Origin of the sequence: Paenibacillus oleatilyticus (assembly GCF_018998565.1) — a bacterium.
Lineage (GTDB): Bacteria > Bacillota > Bacilli > Paenibacillales > NBRC-103111 > Paenibacillus_G > Paenibacillus_G oleatilyticus.
This window is the reverse complement of record NZ_JAHNZO010000009.1, coordinates 189,042-212,869: the sequence shown is the minus strand read 5'-3', so window position 1 is coordinate 212,869 and position 23,828 is coordinate 189,042. Positions and strand designations below refer to the sequence as shown.

General features: G+C 54.6%; 19 protein-coding genes. 4 read left to right on the top strand and 15 right to left on the bottom strand.

The annotated features are described in order from the left end of the window. Positions 1 to 3 precede the first annotated feature (3 nt). From efeO to KQX66_RS14285, 6 genes are all read right to left on the bottom strand, one after another. Positions 4 to 876 (bottom strand): iron uptake system protein EfeO, encoded by an 873-nt coding sequence (gene efeO, locus KQX66_RS14310; protein WP_216793482.1) that lies wholly within the window; start codon positions 874 to 876, stop codon positions 4 to 6. 204 nt (positions 877 to 1,080) lie between these two features. Next, a complete protein-coding gene (locus KQX66_RS14305; protein ID WP_216793480.1) occupies positions 1,081 to 2,928 on the bottom strand; it encodes an ABC transporter ATP-binding protein in 1,848 nt (615 codons plus the stop codon). After that, a complete protein-coding gene (locus tag KQX66_RS14300; protein ID WP_216793478.1) occupies positions 2,894 to 4,657 on the bottom strand; it encodes an ABC transporter ATP-binding protein in 1,764 nt (587 codons plus the stop codon). The genes KQX66_RS14305 and KQX66_RS14300 overlap by 35 nt, the downstream gene beginning before the upstream one ends. A 3-nt stretch (positions 4,658 to 4,660) precedes the next feature. Beyond that, complete coding sequence (locus KQX66_RS14295; RefSeq protein ID WP_216793476.1) at positions 4,661 to 5,152, bottom strand: MarR family winged helix-turn-helix transcriptional regulator; 492 nt, start codon at positions 5,150 to 5,152, stop codon at positions 4,661 to 4,663. A gap of 432 nt (positions 5,153 to 5,584) precedes the next feature. Next, positions 5,585 to 6,964 carry an NAD-dependent malic enzyme gene (locus KQX66_RS14290; RefSeq protein WP_438804193.1) on the bottom strand — a complete coding sequence of 460 codons (1,380 nt, stop codon included), beginning with the start codon at positions 6,962 to 6,964 and terminating at the stop codon, positions 5,585 to 5,587. A gap of 211 nt (positions 6,965 to 7,175) precedes the next feature. Further along, positions 7,176 to 7,721 (bottom strand): GNAT family N-acetyltransferase, encoded by a 546-nt coding sequence (locus KQX66_RS14285; RefSeq protein ID WP_216793471.1) that lies wholly within the window; start codon positions 7,719 to 7,721, stop codon positions 7,176 to 7,178. Between the two features lie 302 nt (positions 7,722 to 8,023). On the opposite strand from KQX66_RS14285, the gene KQX66_RS14280 reads away from it, so the two are divergent. Next, positions 8,024 to 8,488 carry a CcdC protein domain-containing protein gene (locus KQX66_RS14280; protein ID WP_216793469.1) on the top strand — a complete coding sequence of 155 codons (465 nt, stop codon included), beginning with the start codon at positions 8,024 to 8,026 and terminating at the stop codon, positions 8,486 to 8,488. 3 nt (positions 8,489 to 8,491) lie between these two features. Here KQX66_RS14280 and KQX66_RS14275 read toward each other — a convergent pair whose 3' ends face one another. The 5 genes from KQX66_RS14275 to KQX66_RS14255 all read right to left on the bottom strand — a co-directional run bounded on the left by KQX66_RS14275 (position 8,492) and on the right by KQX66_RS14255 (position 15,595). Beyond that, on the bottom strand, positions 8,492 to 10,090 hold the full coding sequence (locus KQX66_RS14275) for a response regulator (RefSeq protein ID WP_216793467.1): 1,599 nt from the start codon (positions 10,088 to 10,090) through the stop codon (positions 8,492 to 8,494). After that, the gene (locus KQX66_RS14270) at positions 10,065 to 11,915 is read right to left on the bottom strand and encodes a cache domain-containing sensor histidine kinase (RefSeq protein ID WP_216793465.1); all 1,851 of its coding nucleotides are present in this window, start codon (positions 11,913 to 11,915) and stop codon (positions 10,065 to 10,067) included. Before KQX66_RS14270 ends, KQX66_RS14275 begins: the two co-directional genes overlap by 26 nt. 62 nt (positions 11,916 to 11,977) lie before the next feature. Then, complete coding sequence (locus tag KQX66_RS14265; RefSeq protein WP_216793463.1) at positions 11,978 to 12,982, bottom strand: ABC transporter permease; 1,005 nt, start codon at positions 12,980 to 12,982, stop codon at positions 11,978 to 11,980. Then, a complete protein-coding gene (locus KQX66_RS14260; RefSeq protein ID WP_216793461.1) occupies positions 12,979 to 14,466 on the bottom strand; it encodes a sugar ABC transporter ATP-binding protein in 1,488 nt (495 codons plus the stop codon). Before KQX66_RS14260 ends, KQX66_RS14265 begins: the two co-directional genes overlap by 4 nt. Positions 14,467 to 14,542: 76 nt before the next feature. Beyond that, positions 14,543 to 15,595 (bottom strand): substrate-binding domain-containing protein, encoded by a 1,053-nt coding sequence (locus tag KQX66_RS14255; RefSeq protein WP_216793459.1) that lies wholly within the window; start codon positions 15,593 to 15,595, stop codon positions 14,543 to 14,545. A gap of 268 nt (positions 15,596 to 15,863) precedes the next feature. On the opposite strand from KQX66_RS14255, the gene KQX66_RS14250 reads away from it, so the two are divergent. Together KQX66_RS14250 and KQX66_RS14245 are read left to right on the top strand one after the other, a co-directional pair. Beyond that, positions 15,864 to 17,354, top strand: a complete 1,491-nt coding sequence (locus tag KQX66_RS14250) for a spore germination protein (protein ID WP_216793457.1) — start codon at positions 15,864 to 15,866, stop codon at positions 17,352 to 17,354. Between the two features lie 14 nt (positions 17,355 to 17,368). Further along, positions 17,369 to 18,562, top strand: coding sequence for a Ger(x)C family spore germination protein (locus tag KQX66_RS14245; protein ID WP_216793455.1), 1,194 nt, complete (start codon positions 17,369 to 17,371; stop codon positions 18,560 to 18,562). 7 nt (positions 18,563 to 18,569) lie between these two features. Here the strand turns inward: KQX66_RS14245 and KQX66_RS14240 are convergent, their stop codons facing one another. Further along, positions 18,570 to 18,731: a hypothetical protein gene (locus tag KQX66_RS14240; RefSeq protein WP_216793453.1), complete on the bottom strand. Its 162-nt coding sequence runs from the start codon at positions 18,729 to 18,731 to the stop codon at positions 18,570 to 18,572. 5 nt (positions 18,732 to 18,736) lie between these two features. Then, complete coding sequence (locus KQX66_RS14235) at positions 18,737 to 19,852, bottom strand: GerAB/ArcD/ProY family transporter (RefSeq protein WP_253957153.1); 1,116 nt, start codon at positions 19,850 to 19,852, stop codon at positions 18,737 to 18,739. A gap of 168 nt (positions 19,853 to 20,020) precedes the next feature. Here KQX66_RS14235 and KQX66_RS14230 point away from each other — a divergent pair, with 168 nt between their 5' ends. Continuing rightward, positions 20,021 to 20,236 carry a hypothetical protein gene (locus KQX66_RS14230; protein WP_054972796.1) on the top strand — a complete coding sequence of 72 codons (216 nt, stop codon included), beginning with the start codon at positions 20,021 to 20,023 and terminating at the stop codon, positions 20,234 to 20,236. Between the two features lie 162 nt (positions 20,237 to 20,398). Here KQX66_RS14230 and KQX66_RS14225 read toward each other — a convergent pair whose 3' ends face one another. Next, the gene (locus tag KQX66_RS14225; protein ID WP_216793447.1) at positions 20,399 to 22,696 is read right to left on the bottom strand and encodes a glycoside hydrolase family 95 protein; all 2,298 of its coding nucleotides are present in this window, start codon (positions 22,694 to 22,696) and stop codon (positions 20,399 to 20,401) included. Between the two features lie 138 nt (positions 22,697 to 22,834). Next, the gene (locus KQX66_RS14220; protein WP_216793445.1) at positions 22,835 to 23,719 is read right to left on the bottom strand and encodes a LysR family transcriptional regulator; all 885 of its coding nucleotides are present in this window, start codon (positions 23,717 to 23,719) and stop codon (positions 22,835 to 22,837) included. Between the last annotated feature and the right edge of the window lie 109 nt (positions 23,720 to 23,828).

Below are 23,828 nucleotides of genomic sequence, written 5' to 3'. Positions count from 1 at the left end.
GAATTACGCCCCCAGCAGCTTGCCCATGCCCGACAGCGGCTCCGCCAGTGCGTCGATGGCTTGGCTCAGCTTCTTGGTTTGCTCTTGCGTCAGCTCCGTGTACGTCACATAGCCGCTGCCCTTCTTGAAAGGCGCAAGCGTTTGGTTCAATTCCGCGAAGCGCGTTTCGATCGTTTTCGCCAGGTTCGCGTCCTTTTTCTCCAGCTCCGGCTTCAAGAGCTCAAAAATTTTGTTCGCTCCCTCGACATTTGCGGCAAAATCGTACAGGTCCGTATGGGAATAACGCTCCTCTTCCCCGGTCACCTTCGTAGCCGACACTTCGTTCAGCAGCTCCACGGCGCCGGTGACCAGCATATTGGCCTCGATTTCCACGGTCTCGACTTTCGCCCGCAGCAGCTTGCTGTCGCTCAGCAAACGGTCGGCCGTTTCTTCCTGGCCCTTGGTCGATTGCTCGACCCAGAGCGCTTTCTCGAGCCGGTGGAAGCCCCGCCATTCCTTCTCGTCCACGTCGCCTTCCCTCGCATCGATGTTCGGATCCAGGTCTCCGAGCGCTTCGGCAATCGGCTCGATCCGCTCATAGAACATCCGCGTCGGGGCGTACAGCTCCTGACCTTTTTTCAAATCGCCGGATTTGACGGCTGTCGTGAATTCGCCGGTTGCTTTGACGAACGCATCGCACTGCTCAATGACAAACTTCCGGTACTGTTCCGTTGCGTTTTTAAAATCTACCGCCGCAGCTGCCGGTTTCGCACCCGCATCGCTTGCAGACGGCGCAGAGGCCGGCTGGGCCTCTTTCTTGGTATTTCCGCCGCATCCGGCGAGCAGCAGTGCGGAGCAAAGCACGATAGAGGAAACGGCCGTGAACGTCTTCGACATAAATTCAATCTCCCTTTTACCTAATCATTATGGAAACATTTCCGTGATAATGATAATTATTCTCACGGATAAATTATCATAGAAGTCGATGTTTTTCAATGAAAATTTTTAGTAGTAAACATTTTGTCAACATTTGCAAAAAAAAGCCCCAATCTTCTACAATTCCGAAGATTGAGACTCCGTTTCAACTTGCGATCTGTTCGCTTAGCCGGCGTCGGCCGACGGATTGGCGTGCATCTCGGCATACAGCCCCCGCAGCGCCAAAAGCTGCTCGTGCGTCCCCCGCTCGACGATCTCGCCTCCGCGCACGACGAGAATCAGGTCGGCCTCCTGAATCGTGCTGAGCCGGTGGGCGATGACGAAGCTGGTCCGCCCTTGCATGAGCGCCTTCATCGCTTCCTGAATATGCATCTCCGTGCGCGTATCGACGCTGCTGGTCGCTTCGTCCAATATCAGAATGGACGGATCGGAAAGAATCGCCCGGGCAATTGTCAGCAACTGCCGCTGCCCGTGGCTCAGATTGCCGCCTTCCGCCGAAAGCGGCGTATCGTACCCTTGAGGCAGCTTGCGGATGAAGCCGTCCGCGTTCGCCAGCTTGGCTGCCGACCGAATCTCCTCCTCCGTCGCGTCCAGCCGCCCGTACCGGATGTTGTCGCGAATCGTGCCGGAGAACAGGTGCGCGTCCTGCAGCACCATACCGAGACGGCTTCTGAGGCTGTTTTTGTCCCACTCCCGGATATCTTTCCCGTCGATCCGGATCGTCCCTTCGGAAATATCGTAGAAGCGGGTGAGCAGGTTCATGATCGTCGTTTTGCCTGAGCCGGTCGGACCGACCAAGGCAACGACTTGCCCCGGCTGAGCGGCGAACGATACGTCCCGCAGAACCGGCGTGTCGCCGTAGCCGAACGTCACATGATCAAACTCGACTTCCCCGCGGACGGCTTCTTGCGGTTTCCGGCCGCCCTCGCCGCCGAACTCCGTCTCGGTATCCAGAATTTCAAACACCCGTTCCGCTCCGGCCACCCCGGATTGAATCATATTGTACTGGTTCGCCAGCTCGTTGACCGGACCGCTGAATTGCTTGGAGTAATTCAGAAAGCTGACGATAACTCCGATCGTCGTCCATCCGTTGTACGCCATCCAGCCTCCGGCCACCGCCAGCAAAATGAAGCTCGTATGGTTCAACAGGTTCATGAACGGGCCCATCATCCCGGAAAAAATTTGCGCCCTCGTCCCCGCCTGCCGCAGCCGGGCATTAATCTCCTGAAACTGCTGCGCCGCCAGCTCCTCGCGGTTGTAGATTTTGACGACCTTCTGTCCGGATATCGTCTCTTCGATGAAGCCGTTCAGCGCGCCGAGCTGGCGCTGCTGTTCCTTGAACTGGCTTTTGGTGCGCTTGCCGATTTGCCGGGCGACCCCGGTCACGAGCGGAATGATCACGAGCGCGACCAGCGTCAGCCAGCCGTTCAGCAGCAGCATCATCGTCAGCGAGCCGAGCAGCGTAACGACACTCGTGATGAGCTGAAGCAAGCTTTGGTTCAGCGTATTCGAGACGTTGTCGATGTCGTTCGTCGTGCGGCTCATCAGCTCACCATGGGGCGTTTTGTCGAAGAAGCGCACCGGGAGCTCCTGCATGTGGGCAAACAGGTCGCGCCGCAGCTCCCACACCGCCCGCCCGGCGATGCTGGACATAACGTACGTTTGCAGCCACGAAACGGCGCTGCCGCCAATATAGACGGCCAGCAAAAGAGTGCACAGCCGCAGCAGGCCGTTCGGATCGCGAAGCGCAATATAGCGGTCGATCGCCGTTCCGATCAAATACGGTCCTGCGAGCGACAGCGCGAGCCCGAGCAACACAAGCGCGATGACGCCGGCCAACGCCGCCCGCTGCCGCTTCAGATATCCCCACAGCCGCCGAATGGCAGCCCGGGTGTTCTTGGCCCTGACCTTGGGCACCGGTTCGCCCCGGCGTCCGAATCCGAACGCGGCCGCCGGAAGGTCCGCCGTTTTTTTCCCGTCAGGACGGGCTGAGGGTTGAGCTTGAGGTGTCACCGACGCTCGCCTCCTTTCCGTGCTGGGAGCGATAAATATCGCGGTAAATCGCGCTGCTCCGCAGCAGCTCCCGGTGCGTGCCCCGGGCGGCAATCGCGCCGTCCTCCAGCACAAGGATCAGATCCGCTTCCGTCACTGACGCAATGCGTTGGGCAATGACGATGCAGGTCGTTTCGCTCTTCAAAGCTTCCAAAGACTCGCGGATGCGGGCTTCCGTCACCAGATCGACGGCGCTCGTACTATCGTCGAGAATAAGAATTTTGGGCCGCAGCAGCAGCGCCCGCGCGATGGATAAACGCTGCTTTTGGCCGCCCGACAGATTGACGCCTCGCTGGCCCAGCTCCGTATCGTAGCCGTCCGGCATACGTGCGATAAACTCATGAGCCTGCGCCGCTCTGGCCGCCGCCTCGACTTCCTCCTGCGAAGCGTCCGGCCGCCCGTAACGGATGTTGTCGCGAATCGTGCCGCTGAACAAAACCGCCTGCTGCAGCACGATGCCGACTTGACTGCGCAAGTGTTTGGAGTCGATGGCTCTCACATCGGTACCGTCGATTAATACCCGGCCCTCCGTCGCATCGAACAGCCTCGGGATCAGGCCGACCAAGGACGATTTGCCCGAGCCGGTCGCGCCGAGAATGCCGACCGTCTGCCCCGGCTCGACGGCGAAGCTGATGTCTTTCAGCACGAAATCGGTCTTCCCCGGATCGAACGAGAACGATACCCGGTCGAACCTCACGTGCCCCGTCCGGATGGCGCCAGCGTTGGCCTGTTTAGCTTCCGAGATTCCCGGCTGCGTCTCCAGCACTTCGCAGATGCGGTCCGCGGACGCTTTGGCCCGGGAGAACGAAATCAGCAGCATGCCGACGGACAGCAGGGAGAAAAGGAGCTGCGACATATAGCTGAGGTACGCGATCAGGTCGCCCACCGGCATCGCGCCTTCCCACGTCTGCGCGCCTCCGTACCAGAGCACGGCCACGATGCCTGCGTTCAGCACCAGCATCATCAGCGGCATATTGGCGGCAACGGTCCGTGCGGCTTTCAGGGCGACTTCCAAGTGCTCCCGATTCGCCTTCCCGTAGCGCTCGCGCTCGACGGCGGAGCGGACGAACGCTTTCACCACGCGGATGCCCTTGAGGTTCTCCTGAAGCACCGTGTTCAGCCCGTCCAGCTTTTCCTGCACCCGGCCGAACAGCGGAACCGACAGCCGGATCAGCGTGTACAAAATGATAATCAGGAGCGGCACGACCGCAAGCTGCATCAGCGAGAGCCGCGGGCTGAGCGCGATCATCATCGCGATGCTGCCGACCGCCAGCGACGCGCTCCGAACCATGGCGCGCAGCAGGATCTGGATCTGGTTCTGCACCTGCATGACATCCCCCGTGAGCCGGGTTACAAGCGATCCCGTCGTCAGCCGGTCCAAGTTGTCGAACGAAAAGGTCTGTACTTTTTGAAACAGGCTGAGACGCAGATCCGCCCCGAAGCCAAGCGCCGCCCGGCTGGAAAATATCGTGCAGCCCATACCGCCGAGCAGTCCGACGAGCGCAGTTCCGATCATCAGCAGGCCCGTATGCCAAATGTGCGCCAGATCGCTGCGCATGACGCCTTCGTTGATGACGCTCGCCATCAGCCTCGGCTGCAGCAGATCCATGCATACCTCCAGCACCATCAACAGGGGCGCCAGCAGCGCTGCCCATGTATAAGGCTTCAAATAGCTTCTAAGCTTCCACACTTTTTAATTTCCTCCGATTGAGTTATCCTCCGCTTGTTTGTCGGCTAACGATTCATCCTTGAAATTTCGTTGAAACGTCTCCAAATCGTCGCGGACCTGCCACAGCAGCCGGCGGAACAGCATTTTTTCCTCCGGGCTGAAATGCTCGAAGCATTTCGCCTCCAATACCTGCAGCGCTTCCTGAACGCCGGCGGCGGCCTGCCGCCCTTTCCCGGTCAAGTAGACACGGGACACGCGCTGATCGTCCGGGTCCGGCTTCCGTTCAACGAGCCCCGTCTTCTCCATGCGGTTGATCATCACGGTTAACGTAGGCGGTTTGATGAGCATGCTGTCCGCCAGCTCCTTCTGGCTCTGCCCGTCCCGCTCCGCCAACCGCATGAGCAGCGGAGGCTGGCCGGGAAAGACGTCGTATTTCTGAATCATCAGATCGACGCTGTGCCGGTGAAGCTTGAGCACGTGCCGCATCAGGCGGGTCAGTGAATCGTCATGCGACATCGGGTAGCCCTCCTTTTAGTTTGTCGGCTAAATAAATTCAGGTTAGGGGATTTTGGAGCGGCTGTCAATGGGGATTAGGAAATTCGGGTGCGCAAAAAGCCCCGCTTCGGGAGAAGTGGAGCTGAGCTTGTTGAGAAAGTGGTTAATTGAGGTGATAGAGGTTACGAGGGGGTGGGGTATCCACTTCCGACCGCTGTTGTCATCGGGAAATCGTGATTGGAAGCCGCTTGGCGGCGGACATTTCCCGAAGACAAAGGCGGCCGCTATCGCTTCTCCAGTGGATACCCCACCTCCGTATGTATCTCTATTCTTGTTAAAAAACCACTTTCCCAACAGCAAGAGCCCCGCTTCGGGAGAAGCGGAGCCGTCTTACTTTTAAAAGATAGCTAGTATAATATCGAGTCCTTACTGGCCGGTGCCCGGCTGTCGGATTTAAGCAAACTCGTGCGGAATTTTGCGTGCCACGCCGGTTTCCACCGCGGCTTGGGTTACTTTTTTTCTCACCGCTTCCACGACCCGGCTGTTAAAGACGCTCGGAATGATATACTGCTCGTTCAATTCGTCGTCCTCCACGGTCGAGGCGATCGCGTAAGCGGCGGCGAGCTTCATTTCCTCGTTAATCGTCGTCGCCTGGCAATCGAGCGCCCCTCTGAAAATACCGGGGAAGCACAGCACGTTATTTAACTGGTTCGGATAATCCGACCTTCCGGTTGCCATCACACGAACGTACGGTTCCGCAATTTCCGGCAGGATCTCCGGCGTCGGATTGGCCATGGCAAAGACGATCGGATCTTTCGCCATTTTTTTCAAATCCTCGACACCGATCACCCCCGGACCCGACAGGCCGATAAATACATCCGCATCCTGCATCGCATCCGATAAGGTACCCGCAATGTTGTCCGGGTTCGTATGCTCGGCATACCATTGAAACATGGGATTGCTGTACGCTTCACCCCGGCGAATGATTCCGACGGACCGCGAAGCGCCGATGATATGCGTCACTCCGGCAGCCATCAGCATCTTGGTGCAAGCAACTCCGGCAGCGCCGACCCCGCTGAAGACGACTTTAATATCCGTCAGCTTTTTGCCGACCAATTTCAATGCGTTAATCAGTCCCGCCAGCATGACAACGGCCGTTCCATGCTGATCGTCATGAAATACAGGAATATCCAGCTCCCGCTTCAACCGCTCCTCGATTTCAAAGCAGCGCGGAGAGGAAATATCCTCGAGATTGATTCCGCCGAATGCCGGCGCAATGGCTTTCACGATTCGGATAATTTCTTCCGTATCCTTCGTATCCAAACAAATCGGAAACGAGTCGATGCCCGCCATTTCCTTGAACAGCATCGCTTTCCCTTCCATCACCGGCATGGCCGCGATCGGCCCGATATCTCCGAGCCCGAGGACGGCCGTTCCGTCGCTGACGACCGCGACCGTATTTCTTTTGATTGTCAGCGAGTACGCCTTGGCAGGGTCTTCGTGCAGCGCCATACAGACACGGGCTACACCGGGGGTGTACACGTGGGAGAGATCGTCCCGATTCTTGATCGGCACTTTCGAATGGACCTCAAGCTTGCCGCCCAGATGCATCAAGAAGGTGCGGTCGGAAAAGTTAATGATTTTAATTCCCGGTACTTTGGTCACATTCTTAATCAAGGTAGCTTCGTTTTCCGCATTGGACACGTTTACCGTAATATCGCGGATTGTCGTATTTTTACTCCGGTTCACGTTATCGACAGCGACAATTTCGCCCCCGGTTTCGTGAATCGCATTCGCGATATGAATGAATGGAACATTCGGTTCCGTCTCCATCCGCAAAATAATCGTATAGCTCCCGCTCGTTTGAACTCCCATGACAAATTCTCCTCCCCTGATATCCCCTGCAAGTGGATCGACGATTTTAATATTGTATCACATATGAGAAACAACCCCTCATTAATGCGTACTATTAATATATATGATACAATCTTATTCGTAAAGAGTATGATTGCCAAATCATAGCGGAAAGCGGGATGAATCCCGATCACTCGTTAAATCTTCCCATCACGATGGTGTTATAGTAGTTGCCGTCGGAAAGCATTTTGTCGTTTTTCAATAGGCCTTCGACTTCAAAGCCAAGCTTTTTATACAGTTCAACAGCCTTGTCGTTGGTTTCCAGGACATTCAAGGTCATTTTTTTAATGCCGTTCGCGTCAGCCCAAGTAATCGATTCTTTTAAAAGATTTTTCCCGATGCCATATCCCCAAAACTCTTGCAAAACGCATACGCCGAATTCGACTTTATGAGAGAATCGTTTCAAGTACACTCCTTCGCATCTTGAAAACCCGACAATCCGGTCCTGAACGGCGGCGACTAAAAATAAGTTCCTCGGTTTCTCGGTATCCGTTTTAATGATCTGCTCGAAGCCTGCCGGATCGATGAACGCCTCTCCTCTTTCTCTGTCCGTATTTTCGGTTTCTCCGTCTATCTGCAACCTTACTTCGGACAATTGTCCGGCGTCTTTTTCCATTGCGGATCTGATCGTATAATTCAATCCGTTGATGTAAAACTCTTGTGTATTCGCTAGCATGATAGGCTCCATTTCTGTTTAGTTGGTTCTTCCTATGCTTTGTTCCAAGTATACGCATCAAAAAAAACAAAGCCCCGATATCGAAAAATCCATATCGAGGCACGTGCATGCAAGCAAAACATTCAGTTAACCTATTCTATCATAATTTCCATAAAAACCAAAATATCATAGAACCGATAACGGTTCGATAGACGATGCGAAAATGACATTCGTCACCAAGATCGGATTACTTCTTTCACTGTTTGACAACTCCCCGATGAGTGATACTTAATTTACAAATTGATCGAAGGAGTGTTATCACCATGAACGCAACTGTATCTCTAGGAATTTCGGTATTGATCTTTCTTCTCATTATTCGCGGGCAATTCCGCGGCATGGGCACCCCCATCAAGAAGCCGGGGATTTCCTTATTGCTGCCGATTTTATACATCTCGACCTCGTTATTTCAATTAATGGACCCGAACCTGCATCTGCAGTCAGGCCAAGTTCTCATCGCGCTGCTCATCGGTCTGGTCGTTTCCATTCCGCTTATTATGACGACGAATTTTGAAGTCCGGGAAAACGGGGCGGCGTTTATCAAGCGTAATAAAATCGTGTTTGTCATCCTGATCGTCGTCTTTGCGCTTCGGTTCGTGTTTGTCGGCACGGTTAAGGTTATCGATCCGAGTACGCTGGGCTTTTTGTGCAACTTGGTCACCTTCGGTTATGTGGCATGCTGGAGAATCGTAAGCTTCATCAAATTCCGCAATGTGCTCAAATTGGCTTAGCCGTCACCGGATCTTCTCCCGGTACTGTCCGGGAGTTACCCCCTTGAGGGACTTGAACATTTTGGTAAAATACTGCACGTCCTCATACCCGACCCGGCGCGAGATTTCGTAAATCTTCAGCGTCGGGTCGCCCATCAGTTCCGCCGCTTTATTGACCCTGAACTCCATCAAATATTTCGTATACGAAACACCGAGCTCCTCTTTGAAAATTTTGCTGAAGTACGACGCGTTCAAGTAAAACCGCTCGGCCACGGCGTTCAGATTCAGCTCCTCCGGGTAGTGAAGCTCCATATATTCCAACGCTTTCTCGATCACCTTGCGCCTTTTTTTGCACTGCGAATGCTCCAGAAAGTCGATGATTTTCGTAATGGTATCGCCGAGCAGTCCATGAATTTCGTCCGTCGATTGCGACTGCTGCAGCAGCTCGAAAAAATGCAGGCTAAACTTCGAAAAGTCTTTCGCCACTCCGCTGCCCTCCACGGCGGTCCTGACGATCGAATTGACGATATCGATATAAATAAACTTCAAGTCGATCGGGCGGATGCTCCCGTTTTCCCGAACAAGCTGATCCAGGCTTGTCAAAGCTGCAGCCTTGTTCCCCACCCGGATATGGTTGATCAGCGCTTCCGTATCGTAGAGCCGGTATCCTCCCGTTTTGTGCGATCCGATCGCGCTCTTCGTCTCCTTGCTCCGCCCCGTGTCCAAATAGCCGTGGAGCAGCATCTGCTTCGCTTGCCGGTAGGAGGCGGAAATGTCGAGCAGGTCGCCGACCGCTCCGCCTAAGCCGATGACGAGGGAACTGCCGACGATTTTATGAACGATTTTGCGGATATCTTCGAACATCGTCAGGCAGGCGCGGGCCAGCGCGTCGTCCCCCTCGCAGGAGGAAACGATGCACACCACCTCGTCCGCATGGGCGAAGAAGATCTCGTTCTCGCTTAGGTCCGTCAGAAAATCGTTCAACAAATTGCACAGCACGAACTGGGCAAAATTCGCGTCCGGCTTATTTTCCGGTGGAAACGCTTGCGGCTCCGGCACCTGAAGCACGAGGCAAGCATGACGGAGGCCATTATTCTTCAGCCCGAAATCGGCCAAAGTCTCGCGCAATTTTTGCTCGTCGGGCTTATGGCCTATAATCAATTTCGAGAAGAGCATTTCCTTCAATAGAGGCAGCCGCTTGTTGACCTGATCGTCGGCCTTTTTCAGCAAAGCTTCCTTTTGCCGGTCCGTCTCGATCTGCTCCAGGCAACGCGCGACCACATCAAGCAGATCGTCGTCCTCCACCGGCTTCAGAATATAATCGGAAGCGCCCAGGGAAAGCGCCTTTTTTGCGTACTCAAAATCGCTGAAGCCGCTGATAATGACCACTTTGGCGGCAAGCCGCTGCTCCTTGAGCCGCTCGATCAATTCCAGCCCGTCCATACGGGGCATGCGGATATCGGTCAGAATGAGATCCGGCTGCACCTCTGCGGCGAGGGCCAGCGCTTCTTCGCCGCAGGTCGCTTCATGTACGAAGCCGATGCCCAATTTGCCCCAATCGATCGTATGCACGAGCCGTTCGCGAATCCATGCTTCGTCATCGACCACGATCATGCGGTACATCCGAATCTCCCCTTTCTATCGAAATGGCAGGCAGCTTGACGGTCACACGGGTGCCTTGCCCGTAGACGCTTTCCAGCGTAACGCCGTAGGCCGTTCCGTATTTTAACCGAATTTGCCGGTTCAGGTTACGTAAAGCGAAGCCGGACGTTTCTCCCGGACCGTTCCCCTCAAGCATGCTTTGCAGCTTCTCCAGAGCGGCGGGCTCGATGCCGATGCCGTCGTCCTCTACGTACAGGAACAAAGCGTGCGATTGTGTTACGGCGGAGATCGTCAGTTGACCTCCTCCCTTGCGCCGTTCGAGCCCGTGGTAGACGGCATTTTCCACAATAGGCTGCAGCAGCAGCTTCGGCACCTGGCAGGCGTACAGCTCCTCGGGAATATCCAGGTCAAAGGTAATCGCGCCCTTATACCGGACATTGAGGATCGTCAAGTAGTTGATCACGAGCTGCACGGCTTCCTTCAGCGTCACGACCTCTTTGCCCGAGCTCAGGCTGATTCTGAAAAATTTGGACAACGCGGCAACCATCTGCGAAATCTCGTCCACTTTTTTGATTCTGGCGATACTGTAGATCGAATCGAGCGTGTTGTATAAAAAATGCGGGTTGATCTGCGCCTGCAGCAGCTTGATTTCCGCTTCCTGATTTAAAATTTTTTCGTTCTCCAAATCCCGGATCAGGACGTTCAACTCGTCGACCATATCGTTAAACCCTTGATATACCCGCTTGTATTCGTCCCCGCGGTTATCCTTGATCTTGAAATCGAGCCTGCGGTTCTCGATTTTTTGCATCGCCAAGACCAATTTCTCCAGAGGCTTGTAAAAGAAGCGGGACAGCAGCAGCGTAATGCCGAAGATCAAAATCCCGGTCACCGAGATGACGATCAGCATAAATTGCTGCATTTCATTGACTTTCCCCAAAATGTCCGAAGCCGGAATCACAACCACATAGCTCCAATTCGTGTAGTCCGAAACGGAATAAACGGCAAACTTCTCCTCGCCCTGCACGGTGATAAAGAAGCTGCCGCTCTTGCTTTTCATGTTTTGGATCGTATCGTTCATGTGGGAATAATCCGCGGTCCTGCTGCCGACGAGCCGGCTGTCCGGGCACGCCACAACCGTGGAGTTCCGATCCAGCACGACGAACTCGCCGGGGATGCCGCGCTGAATTTTTTTATAATAATCGCGGATAAAGCTCTCGTTGACATTCGCCGCCAATACCGCGATATCGTGGCCGTCCTCGTCGCTCAACGCCGTCGTGAACGAAATCTGCTTCGCGGTTTCCAGCCGCGTTTCGATGCCGTTCAACGAATCGTAATTGACCGGGGCGGATACGAACCAACGGTCCTTCCATTGCCCGCTTTTCGCTTGCTGCACAAAATCGACATGATCTACGTTGACGTCCTCGTAATAGGTCGACTTGGAGTCCATGATCGTATTTTGCTTCACCAGGTACAAGTAGAACGAGTCGATGCCCTCCAATATATTCATCACTTTAATCCGTGTAATGAAAAAGCTCAGCAGATCCATGATGCCGTTATATTTTTCATTTTTCTCTTCCGGCTTCAGCGGTTCTCCTCGCTTGGCGATGGCGATCAGCCGGTTTTCGGTCAGCAGCATCTTGCTCATGCCCGCGACGTTTTCCAGCGCGGAATCGATATTGGTCACGGCAAATTCGATGCTGCTGATGACGACCTTGGAGGTCTGATCCGTGATGGCCTGCTCCGACCATTTGAACAGGATGGTGCTGACCAAAATCATGGGAATGAGAATGACGATAAACATGATCACGAACATTTTCAAGCGAAAGCTCATATTTCGAAGGGCCATGGTGTCTTCGTCCTTTATTCATCGTTCGTATCCACATTATACCGCGGCGATTCCGTTTGCGCTTACCCCTTTTTCTTCATGTATTGAATCGAGGCGATGAGGACAGCGACCAAAATCAGCAGCCCGCGCACGATATACTGCACATATTCGTTCACGTTGAGCAGCGTCATGGCATTGATCAGCACCCCGAGGAAAATAAGACCGATAAACGTCCCCCGCACTTTCCCGATCCCGCCCATCAGGCTCGTGCCGCCGATAATGACGGAGGAAATCGCCATCATTTCCCATCCTTTCCCGAAGGAGAACGATCCGGACATGACTTGGGAGGACACGAGGACGCCGCTGAGCGCCGAACACAGCTGCACCACGATCATGCAAATGATTTTCACCCGCGACACATGAATGCCCGACAGCCGCGCCGATTCCGGATTGCCGCCCACGGCGTAGACCGAGCGTCCGAATTTCGTATAGTTCATCACGATATACACGACGGCGAAGACGAGCAGCAGCAGGATGGCCGGAATCGGAACGGACAAAAATTCGCCCGAGCCCAGCTCGTTGTACCACGAAGGCAGCGTCGTCACGGGGAAGCCCTTGGATACGACCGCCGCCAGGCCGTAGATGACGTTCAGCATCGCCAGCGTGACAATAAAGGACGGCATTTTATACCTGGTCATAATCCATCCGTTGAACAGCCCGATCAGCCCCGCCACGACAAAAGAGAGCACAATACCGACCACGACCGCCTGCTCCATCGGCATCATTCCCGAGCTGCTGAGCCAACCCGTCGTAAGACCGATGATGACCCCCGTCAGAGCGACGGTCGAGCCGATGGACAAGTCGATCTCCCCGGCGATAATGACCATCGTCATCCCGAAAGCGATACAGCCCTGCAGCGCGATGTTGCGAAGAATATTCAGCAGGTTCTCCGACGTCAAAAAGCCGGGAGAAGCGAAGGCCATGGCAATCACGATCACAAGCAAAATAAGTTCGAGCACATATTTGTTCAAGCCTTTGCGGATGTCGATACGGGAACCTTTGTTTACTTCCAGCGTTGTCGATTTCATGCGGTTTCTCCTCCCATACTTAACGCGTACAGCTCGTCGATCTTCAGTTCCTCGGGGATGTATTCCCCTTCGATGCGTCCGTCCCGCAGAATCAAAATCCGGTGGCACACCTCAAGCAGCTCCTCCAGCTCGGACGAAACCATAATGCTCGATATGCCCTTGCGCGACTGCTGCCAGATCACTTGAAAAATCTGCTGCTTGGCGTTCACGTCGATCCCGCGCGTCGGCTCGTCGAAAAACATAATCTTCGGGTCCGTATTCAGCCAGTTGCCGACAACGACCTTCTGCTGGTTGCCGCCGGACAATGAAGACACCGGATGCTCGACGTCGGCCGCTTTAATCTGCAGCTCTTCCATCTGACGGCGCACGAATTCGGCCTCCGTCTTCTTTCGGATCATCGGGCCCTTCGCGATCCGGTCAAGGCTCGCCACACACAGGTTGTCGCGGATCGAAGCGAGCTGGATCAGACCTTCGTGCTTCCGGTCCTCCGGCGTTAAGGCCAAGCCGGCTTTTTTCATCCTCGCGGGAGTCGGCGAATCGATCCGCTGCCCACAGCAATAAATTTCGCCGCTATCGAGCGGGTCGGCGCCGAAGATCGATTTGAGCAGTTCGGTACGCCCGGAGCCCAGCATGCCGGCGATGCCGAGAATTTCCCCTTTTTTCAGCTGGAAGGAGATGTCGCGGAATTTGTTTTTGCGCGTCAGCCCTTTGACCTCCAGCACCACCTCGTCGGTCACGCGCAGATCATCCGGACGCGTCCGGATCTCCACGTCGCCGAACATCATATGAATCAGCTCTTTCCGGGTGAGACCGGCCATCGGAGCCGTGCCGATAAAATGCCCTTCGCGCAGGACGGTGCACGTATCCGCAATCTCCCACAGCTCATGGAGCCGGTGCGAGACGTAAATGATGATGACGTCTTTTTTCTTCAGCTCGCGGATCATGTTGAACAACGAATCGATCTCGTTTTTGGCCAAGGCCGAGGTCGGCTCGTCCAGCTGAAGCACCTTCGGCTTGAACGTCAGCGCTTTCACAATCTCGATCATTTGCGCCTGACCGACACTCAAATTCGCCACCGGCTCGTCCGCAGCGATATCGATGTTGTATTCATTCAGCAGCTCGCGGGTCATCGCATACGCTTTCTTCCAGTCGATGAACGGGCCTTTCATCGGCAGACGGCCCAGGAAAATATTTTCCGCCACCGTCATGCCGGGGACCAGACTGAGCTCCTGATATACGGTGGCAACGCCTTGGGCGAACGCGTCACCGGGATCTTTAATGCGCAGCGCAGTACCATCCAGTACGACTTCTCCTTGCGTCGGCTGGACGGCGCCGGAAAAAATTTTGAGCAGGGTCGACTTGCCGGACCCGTTCTTGCCGAGCAGCGCGTGCACCTTGCCGCTCTCAAACGACACCGACACCTGATCCAAGGCGACCGTGCCGGGATAATGCTTCGTAATGCTACGGGTTTCCAATACGCTCATATGCCTTCCCTCGCGATCTCCTCTGGGGCTTCTACCGGCCATCCGGGGCCGCCGCAGCAGCCCCGTACCTCATACGTCACTTGCTCATTTTGGCATTCAAATCCGCTTCGAACTTGGCGAGGCCTTCGGGATTGGACCGGCTCAGCAAAATCCCGTCGACGCTCGTCGTCTTCCCTTTATTCGCGCTCACATCTTCGCCCTTCAGGCCCTTGATCAGCAGCTCCATCGCTTTATATCCCATGTTGTACGGGTCTTGTCCCGCAATCGCCTGCAAAATATTGTCTTTCTCCTTCAGCATCGCGATCAACTGATAGCTCGCATCGGTGCCGAAGACATACACCTTGCCCGATTTGCCCGCATTCTTCACCGCCATCGCCGCTCCGATCGTGCCGCCCTCGTTGGCCGCCCAGATGACGTTCACGTCCGGGTGAGCCGTCAAAATATCGCCGACGACGGAGACGGCCTTATCCTGCAGCCAAGCGTCTTGATCGGCCACGACCTGCACATCGGGGTTTACTTTCTTCACCTCTTCCAAAAAGCCGTTCACCCGGTCGGTGCTTTGCTGCGGGAGCTGGGACTTGTATTGCAGCACGGCGATTTTGGCTTTTCCCCCAAGCTTCTCTTGGATGAAGCGTGCCGCTTCTTTCCCGGTCACCTGGCCGATATTTTTGTTGTCCGACGTATAGCCGCCGACGATGAACGGCGCGTTGGTCAAGGAAATGTTCGTTACGGAAACCTTCACGCCTTTGTCGTCGGCCCGTTTCAGCGCAGCCACCGAAGAATCCTGATTGAGCGGCGCGATGGCGATTCCGTCCAGCTTTTGCCCGATATACGTGTTGATCAGCTCGGTTTCTTTTCCCTGGTCGTTCCCGGTATTCCCCGTCAAAATTTTGACGCCGGCCGCGTTGGCCGCATCCTGATAGCCGAGCGATAGCAGTTTCATAAACTGGTCTTCCTGAAAGACGACGCCGGCAACCACGAGATTCGCTTTTTTCTCTTCTTTTTGGGCCGCGGTTTTCTCTTCCTTTTTCCCGGAATCGCTCGCCGCCGGTGTCTGCCCGCAAGCCGCTAACGAAAGCGCCAGCGTAAGCAATGCCATGGAAACCAGACCCTTTTTCAATCTCTTCACATTCAGCACCCCTGACTTAGTGTGGATTTGTTCCTGCGGAGCATGCGGTCCGCAGCACCCGAAACCGACTTTTCCAAGGCCGTCCGGCTTCTGTTTTTATTCTAAAATGCACGAAGAAAGCCAACAACAAGACTGTTTTTTTATTTGTTGTATTATTTTTGTTTCTTTAGGGCGGCTTTGCAGAATCGGCGGGATGGAGACCGGCGGATAGCCCAAGGAATATATACCTTGCCATTACAAATAATACCTTTACAAGGCAGGCATTGAGGTGATTTTCTTGACATACGAGCATCCGATCAGCAGCACATTGGCCATGAATATTGCGCATCTGAAGGAAACGTTGGGAAGAAGCGACGACGTGATTATCCGGGAATTTGAGATCGGTTTTGACGAACCGCTCAAAGTCGCGATATGTTTTATTGACCACCTTGTGAACACCGATACGATCAATCAACATATCGTCGGAAATTTGCTCTCCATTCCCGATTCCTTCCGGCTCCGTCCCAACGAAAGCGACGACGGGCGGTTAACCGCCATCCAAAACCGCATCACGAGCTTGAGTCAAGCCGCGGTCATTCAAACCATGAACGAGGCGTTCGACGGCATCTTGTCCGGGGAAACCGTATTACTTGTGGACGGATACGGGTCGGCCATCTCCATCGCGTCAAAGGAGTACGAATCGCGAAGCGTCGAGGAGCCGAAAACCGAGGCGGTTACAAGAGGGCCGCGCGAAGGCTTTACCGAAGATTTGCCCGTCAACATTTCGTTAATCCGCAGAAGAATCAAAAACGCCAAGCTTATCTTCGAAAATACAAAGGTGGGGACGCAGACCCGCACCACTGTTTGTATCGCCTATATCGAAGGCATGGCCGAGCGGCAGCTTGTTCAAGAAGTAAAGAACCGCCTGAACCGGATCGATGCCGCCTCCGTTCTCGATTCGGGACAGGTCGAACAATGGATCGAAGACCATCCGTTTTCTTTTCTGGCCTCAATCGGCAACAGCGAGAAGCCGGATATTGTAGCGGCCAAAATACTTGAAGGCCGGGTCGCCATCTTATGTGAGGGATCTCCTACGGCCCTGACGCTTCCTCATCTGTTTATCGAAAATCTGCAAAACAGCGAAGATTATTACTCCAGAGTGTTGATCGCGACTTTTTCGAGACTGCTGAGAATTTTTGCGTTTTTCGTCTCTACGGCGACTCCGGGCCTTTACGTGGCGCTTACGACGTTTCACCAGGAAATGATTCCAACCGTGCTTCTTGTCACGATGGCCGCATCGCGGGAAGGGACTCCTTTTCCCGCTTTTGTGGAAACTTTGCTGATGGGCATCACGTTCGAGCTGCTTACGGAAGCCGGGGTCAGAATGCCGCGGCCGATCGGACAAACGATAAGCATCGTCGGGGCTCTCGTGCTCGGACAAGCGGCTGTAGAAGCGGGAATCGTAAGCAGCCCCATGATCATCGTAACGGCGCTTACGGGAATCTCCAGTCTGATCGTGCCTTCCTTAAGAAGCATGACGATCCTTTTCCGCATTATCCTCATATTTTTGGCCGGCTCCTTCGGAGGATTCGGCATTTTGATCGGATTTATTTTGATGCTGGCCCATATGTGCTCTTTACGGTCTTTCGGAGTCATGTACATGGCGCCTATCGCTCCGATCATTTGGGCGGACGTCAAGGATTCCTTGATTCGCATGCCTGTCCAATTGTTGCAGAAGCGGCCAAAATCGATTGCCCGGCGGCCCCGGACGACAAAATGAACGGGGGAAACAGATTGAAAAGGACAGTGGTTCTGATCGCGCTTGCCGTACTGCTCTTAACGGGATGCTGGGATCGAAGAGAGCTGAACGATATCGGGATCGTGGTAGCGGTTGCTCTGGATAAAGAGCCGAAAACAGGCAAAATCATCGTCACTTCTCAGATCATCAGACCGGCGGCTTTGGCCAAAGGAGCGTCGCAGAAGGAAGCTCCTGTGGAGATTTTTTCGGCGACAGGCAATACGACCATTGAAGCGGCCAGAAACGTAACACAGGTGTTGGATCGAAGAAACGTGTATTTTCATACCAAATTGCTTGTCATCAGCGAGCAAATTGCGAAGGAAGGGGTCATATCGTACCTGGACGTGTTTTCAAGAGGGAGAGAGTCGAGGGGCTACATTTGGATATGCGTTGCCAAAGACGTACCGTCGCGGGATATTCTGGGGGTTAAAAAAGGGATCGAACAAATTCAGGCCCGGTATCTCGTGAGCTTAATCCGAAATGAAAAATTCCATTTTCGTTCGCACACCTTAAATATACTGCGTTTTTATAAACAAATTTTGGGGACAGGAATTAATCCGGTCACCGGAGCGCTGGAAATCACGGAAAGTCCCGCCTATCCCATTGAACAGAAGCCGGAAAAGACGACCCGGAACATTAGACTTCATCGGTCGGCGGTATTTAAAAAGGACAAATTGGTCGGCTATCTCACACCGCAGGAAGCCCGAGGGTACAATTGGATCATCGGCAAGCCGAAGAACGGCATTATGTCGATGCCTTCCTTCTTGGATCCGGAAAAAAAGTATTCCGTGGAGATCCTTAATTCCAGCTCGGACATTATCCCAAGCTTGAAGGGCGGGAAGGCCTCGTTCGTCATTCGCGTTAAAGCAACGACGGCATTGGCCGAGACCCAAGGTCAAACCAAGCCGCTCAATCCGGGGCAGATGCTTGAATTGATTAAAAAAGCGGAGAAGCGAAATGAAGTCATGATAAAAACGGAAATTGAAACCGCCATCCGGGCGGCCCAAACAAAATTCAAATCGGATATTTTCGGCTTCGGCAGTTCCGTCAGTAAAAAATACCCGAAGGAATGGGTCAAAATGAAATCCCGATGGGAGGAGCTGTTTCCCGAAGCGGAATACACCGTAGAAGTCAAGGCGACGATCAAAAGAACGGAATTGACGATTTCGCCGATGAAGGCTGAAGAGTAACCAGACTTCAGCCTTTACTCTTTTTCTTGGCTTGCGTCCGCTTTCCGGCAACACGCCGAATGGCATAAAAGACGGCGACAACGGCAAGGATGCCGCAATACGCCGCCCCGCCTGCGATCAGAACGGTCGGCAGAAGTCCCGCTTCCTTTAACGTTCCCGCATCAGGCAATCGGATCATCCTTTCTTCAAAGAGCCGCCGGCAGTTCTTTGGGGATCATTTTTCCCATGTTTCAACCACACGATAAGCAGCAGCAAGATTGGCAAAAAGACTTGGAACGGCATGTGAACATACGGAATAAACACTTTCGTGCCAACCCACCGATGAAAGGAAAAGCTGGAAAAAAACACATAGCTGAAACATACGGATAAAATGCCCAAGCATAAGATCAGCCAGGTTTCGCGCCGGAATTTGACGATGGAGTTCAAAGCCTGTACCGATCCGTAGAAAAAGATGGTCATTTTGTAGAAGCCGCCGATAAACATGATGATGACGGCAATAAAATCGAGATTGGTCAAAATTTCCGCAATGTTGATCGTTTTAATCACGATAAAAATAGGAATGGTCGAATTCGCGGCAAATTCGACGCCCAAGACGGAGATGATGGCCACCAGAGAGATGGACAGCATCAGGCCCGATATGCCGACAGCCCAGAAGGAAGGCGGTTTAATTGAAAATTTTGTCGACGCAAAATGCCAGTACATGAAGAAGACGACCATTTCCCCGAACGGAAAGTTGACGATCGTGGGAACGGCTGCTTTTATAACCGGTTTAAAGCCGTGTCCCAGCACAGGCAATAACTGCGACCATTCGGCCTCGCCCGAAGAAGCGACAAGAATATACGCCGTGACAATGAAAAACAATACCATTCCCAGCACGATTTCGCTTGTGCGGGCCAGCACTTCCACCCCCAGCGAAAGCACATAAACGGCTGTCAGGATGACGATGAAAAGCAGCACAAGCAGCGGAGAGGTAGGCAGAATGATCATTTGGATAAAGGCTGTAAATTCCCAAAGATTCGTGCTTCCGATCAGAAAAAAGTATAGCCCGTACAAAAGAACCAGCGGTATGCCGACGGCTTTCCCCAATACGTCGATAAGAATATTACCCAAATTTTGGTTAGGGTAAAAGGTTTGAATAGATAAATAAACCCATAACAGGCCAAGACCTATTACCGTAGCGAACAGAATGGCGATCCAGGCATCCTGTTTCGCTTCGATTCCCAATGCAAAAAGCGTTGTGCTGCCTAATTCAAACAGCAGGATCAAGCTAAAAAGCTGGGATTTGCTCATACGTGCCAAGACAGGCTGCTCCTTTCCCCCTCTAAACAGCTATTGTTTCCTCAAATGGAAACAAATATAATGCAGCACGCATGTGTCATAACATTTTCTCCTTCACCCGCCGGCACGGTGACCAAACGGGCGGGCCGCTCATAGAATGCATCATCCAAGCCGCGGGAGATGAAGACTGTGAGCAAAGCGAAAACTGCCAAAAAGAATGTCCCGGCGTCGTCCATCGACAAGACCAAGTTCAACATGAAGGTGGTGACCTCGGACGTGTGCGCCCGCTGCCGCAAATGCGAGCGCGGACTACGATATCTGGAAAAAATGTCCCAGCCGGGCGCCGTCGGCAACGGGGTGGCGTGCATCCTGACCAAAGGCAAGGCTTACGCTTAGCGCGATGCCTATACGGCAAATCGGGCCCGGCGAAACGAAAAGGGCAAGGCACGCTTCCGGCGGTTCCGGAATTCGTCCCTTGCCCTTTCGTTATGTTAGCTTGCGGTTGATTGCGCTTCCTTGCGGTTGACTACCTGTCCTTCGCTCGTCGGCAGGCTTCTTCTACCCCTTCAGCACGTACGTCCGCCCGCCTTCCGCCCCGAACGTCAGCACGCCGTCGCGGTCCTCGAACGCCACCGCTTCGCCGTCCGCTACAATGGCCGATACTGCCGTCTGTGCCCGAACCCGACATATACCGCTGTATCCGGCGCGAATCGTCGCTTCCGTCAGCCGATGGTCGTCCCAAGTCAGGCCGACCTCGTAACCCCCGCGCGCCCGCAGCCCGTAAACGCGGCCCGACGGCCACGCCTTCGGCAGCGCCGGCAGCAGCGCCAGCTCGCCTCCGTGAGATTGCAGCATCATTTCAGCGATCCCGGCTGTGCCGCCGAAGTTGCCGTCAATCTGGAACGGGGGATGCGCGTCGAACAGATTCGGGTACGTCGATTGGGCCAGCAGCGCCGCTAAGTTATCGTACGCCTGGTTACCTTCGCCGAGCCGCGCCCAGAAGTTGATAATCCACGCCCGGCTCCAGCCGGTATGCCCTCCGCCGTGCGCGAGACGGCGTTCCAGCGTCCGCTTGGCCGCTTCCGCCAGCTCCGGCGTGCGGTGAAGGTGAATCATCTCGCCGGGATGCAGCGCGAACAACTGCGAGATGTGACGGTGACCCGGGTCGGCTTCCTCGTAATCCTCCAGCCACTCCATGATCTGGCCATGCCGCCCGATCTCGGGCTGCGGCAGCTTCGCCATGGCTTCCGCGAGCTGTTGGCGGAACCCCTCGTCCAGACCGAGTGCTGCCGCCGCTTCCCGGCACGCCTCGAACAAGGTGAATGCGATCTGCGAATCCATCGCAGGCGCCATGCATAGATTGCCCGTCACTCCGTTTGGCAGCACAAACTTGTTCTCGGGCGATATCGACGGTCCCGACAACAGCCGTCCTTGCCCGTCCTCCAGCAAATAGTCCAGCAGGAACTGCGCCGCTTCCTTCATGACCGGATACGCCCGGTCCGCAAGGAAAGACCGGTCAAGCCTGAAACGATAGTGCTCCCACAGATGCAGCGACAGCCACGCTGCGCCCATTGGCCAGATCGAGGCGCTGACCGGTATGCCTTCTATATGCGTATCGCCCCACAGATTCGTGTTGTGGTGCGCCATAAAACCGCCGCAGCCATATACCTCCCGCGCGGTGACCCGGCCATTTTCACGCATCCGCTCGATCAAGTCGAATAGCGGCTCGTGGCATTCCGGCAAATGGCACAATTCCGCAGGCCAGTAGTTCATCTGTGTGTTGATATTAATCGTATACTTCGATTCCCAAGGAGGAGTATAGTTATCGTTCCATATGCCCTGCAGCGTGGCTGCGAGCGAGCCCGGACGTGAACACGAGAGCAGCAAATACCGCCCGAATTGGAAAAAGATCTCCAGCAGCCCCGGATCGTCATGCCCTTCCTTCACACGCTGCAGCCGTTCATCCGTCGGCAAGGAGGCCGCTGCATCCGGCTCCGGCTTCGCCAGCTCCAATCCGACCCGCCGGAAATAGCGGTCGTGATCTTCCGTATGTGCGCGCTTCAACTCTTCATACGGCAGCGATGCCGCCTTGGCTATCTGCTCCAGGCAGACGGCCTTCGGATCGTTATGCCGGAACGTCGTGCCTGCCGCGAGCAAGAGGGTTACCGCATCCGCACCCTCCACCGAGATAAAGTCCCCGATCGACTTCACGCTGCCGCCCTCGGCAATCGCTTTCAAGACCGAGCTGAAGCGGACGCCTTCCGTACCGCACTCGCCGTACATGATCATCGTATCTTCGCCATATTTTTGGCTGCCCATATCGAACGGGCGGCGCATCATATGCGTACTGAACGTGAGACTCCCGGGCCGGTCTGCTGTCAGTCGGACGGCCAGCACCTGATGGACCGCACTGCTGAAATATTCCCGGGTATAGCGGACACCGTCCATGTCATAACGGACCTGTACAAGAGCCCGCTCCAGATCGAGCTCCCGCTTGTAGGCTTGCGGCGGCTTATCGTGCCCGAGCATGTACAGAAGCAGATCGCCGAGCGGCTGGTACGGATGCAAATATTTAGGCGCAGACATCAACGCCATCCGGGCCAAATGCTCCGCTTCATGCTGCTTTCCTTCCATCAGCAGCCGCCTGATTTCCGGCACGTTCGCCCGCGCGTCGGGATTGTTCGCTTTTTTCGGTCCGCCGTACCAGACGGAATCTTCGTTTAATTGAATTTTGTCCTGCCCCACCGTGCCGAATACCATGCCGCCGAGCCGACCGCCCCCGATCGGAAGCGCCTCCTCCCACCTGCGGGCCGGAGCCGAATACGACAGCGCCAATCGGCTGGAACGTTCCTTCATCCGTCATCCCTCCCCTATTCTAATTATTGTAGCCGATAGCTCGGCGCTGGGATATGTACTTTCTTACGATGCATTTGGACAAAAATAAGGTCCGGCTCAGGGACACGCCCGCAATCCGGACTTACGTACGGCATAACGTCAAAGCGATACTTGCTGCTCGCTCAGCCACGACACGATATGCTTTTTGAACTTTCGCGCAGCCGGAGAAAGGTGCTTGAAGGATACGGCCGCGAGCACGATCGTGCGGTACGGGTCGCCTTCAAGACCGATCATGTGAATGCCGTCCAGCGCTTCGTACAGCACCATCGCCGGCAAAATGCTGATCCCGAGCCCGTTTTTCACCATCGCCATGATCGCTTGATCTTCCAGCACCTCGTATTTGATGTTCAGCGACAGCCGGTTGATTTTGATGATGCGCAGCAGGTCGCTTTCCTTGCCCCACTTCGGCATAATGAACGGCTCCGCTTGCAGCTGGGCCAGCGACATGACAGTCATCTCGCGATAAGGGGACTCGTCCGGCACGATGCAGAGCAAGTTGTCCTTGGTCAGCGGAATGATGTCGAAAGGCCGGGCCGCCGTTAACGAAACGAAGCCGAAATCGACCGCGCCGCTCGTAATCCAATCGTTAATTTCGTCGTAGTCGCCCTCCAGCAGCTTAATCTCAATGGCGGGGTGTTCCGCTTGAAACCGCTTCATGATGCCGGGCAGCCACTGGGTGGAAATGCTCGTGAAGGTGCCGATCCGCACCGTACCGGTCTCCAGCCCCTGAATCGAAGCGACCTCCTGCTTGAGCAGCTCGCTTCGCTGGATAATGTCCCGGACATGCTTCAGCACGCGCGCTCCGTTCGGCGTCAGCCCGATCCCTGCGCGTCCCCGGGTCAGCAGGGCAAAGCCCCATTCGGACTCCAGACTGGCGATGGCATGGCTGACCGCCGATTGGGTCAGTCCGAGCTTCTCGGCCGTCCGGGTCAGACTCCCTAACTCAACGACAGTGCTGAATACTTCGTATTTCGCCAATGACATGGATCGTCTTCCTTTTCATGAAAATAATTCACATATTATATGATAAACATTCATTTTTCTTATTCATAGTGTACCGTTATACTAATCGATGTGTAAATACATATCGTGT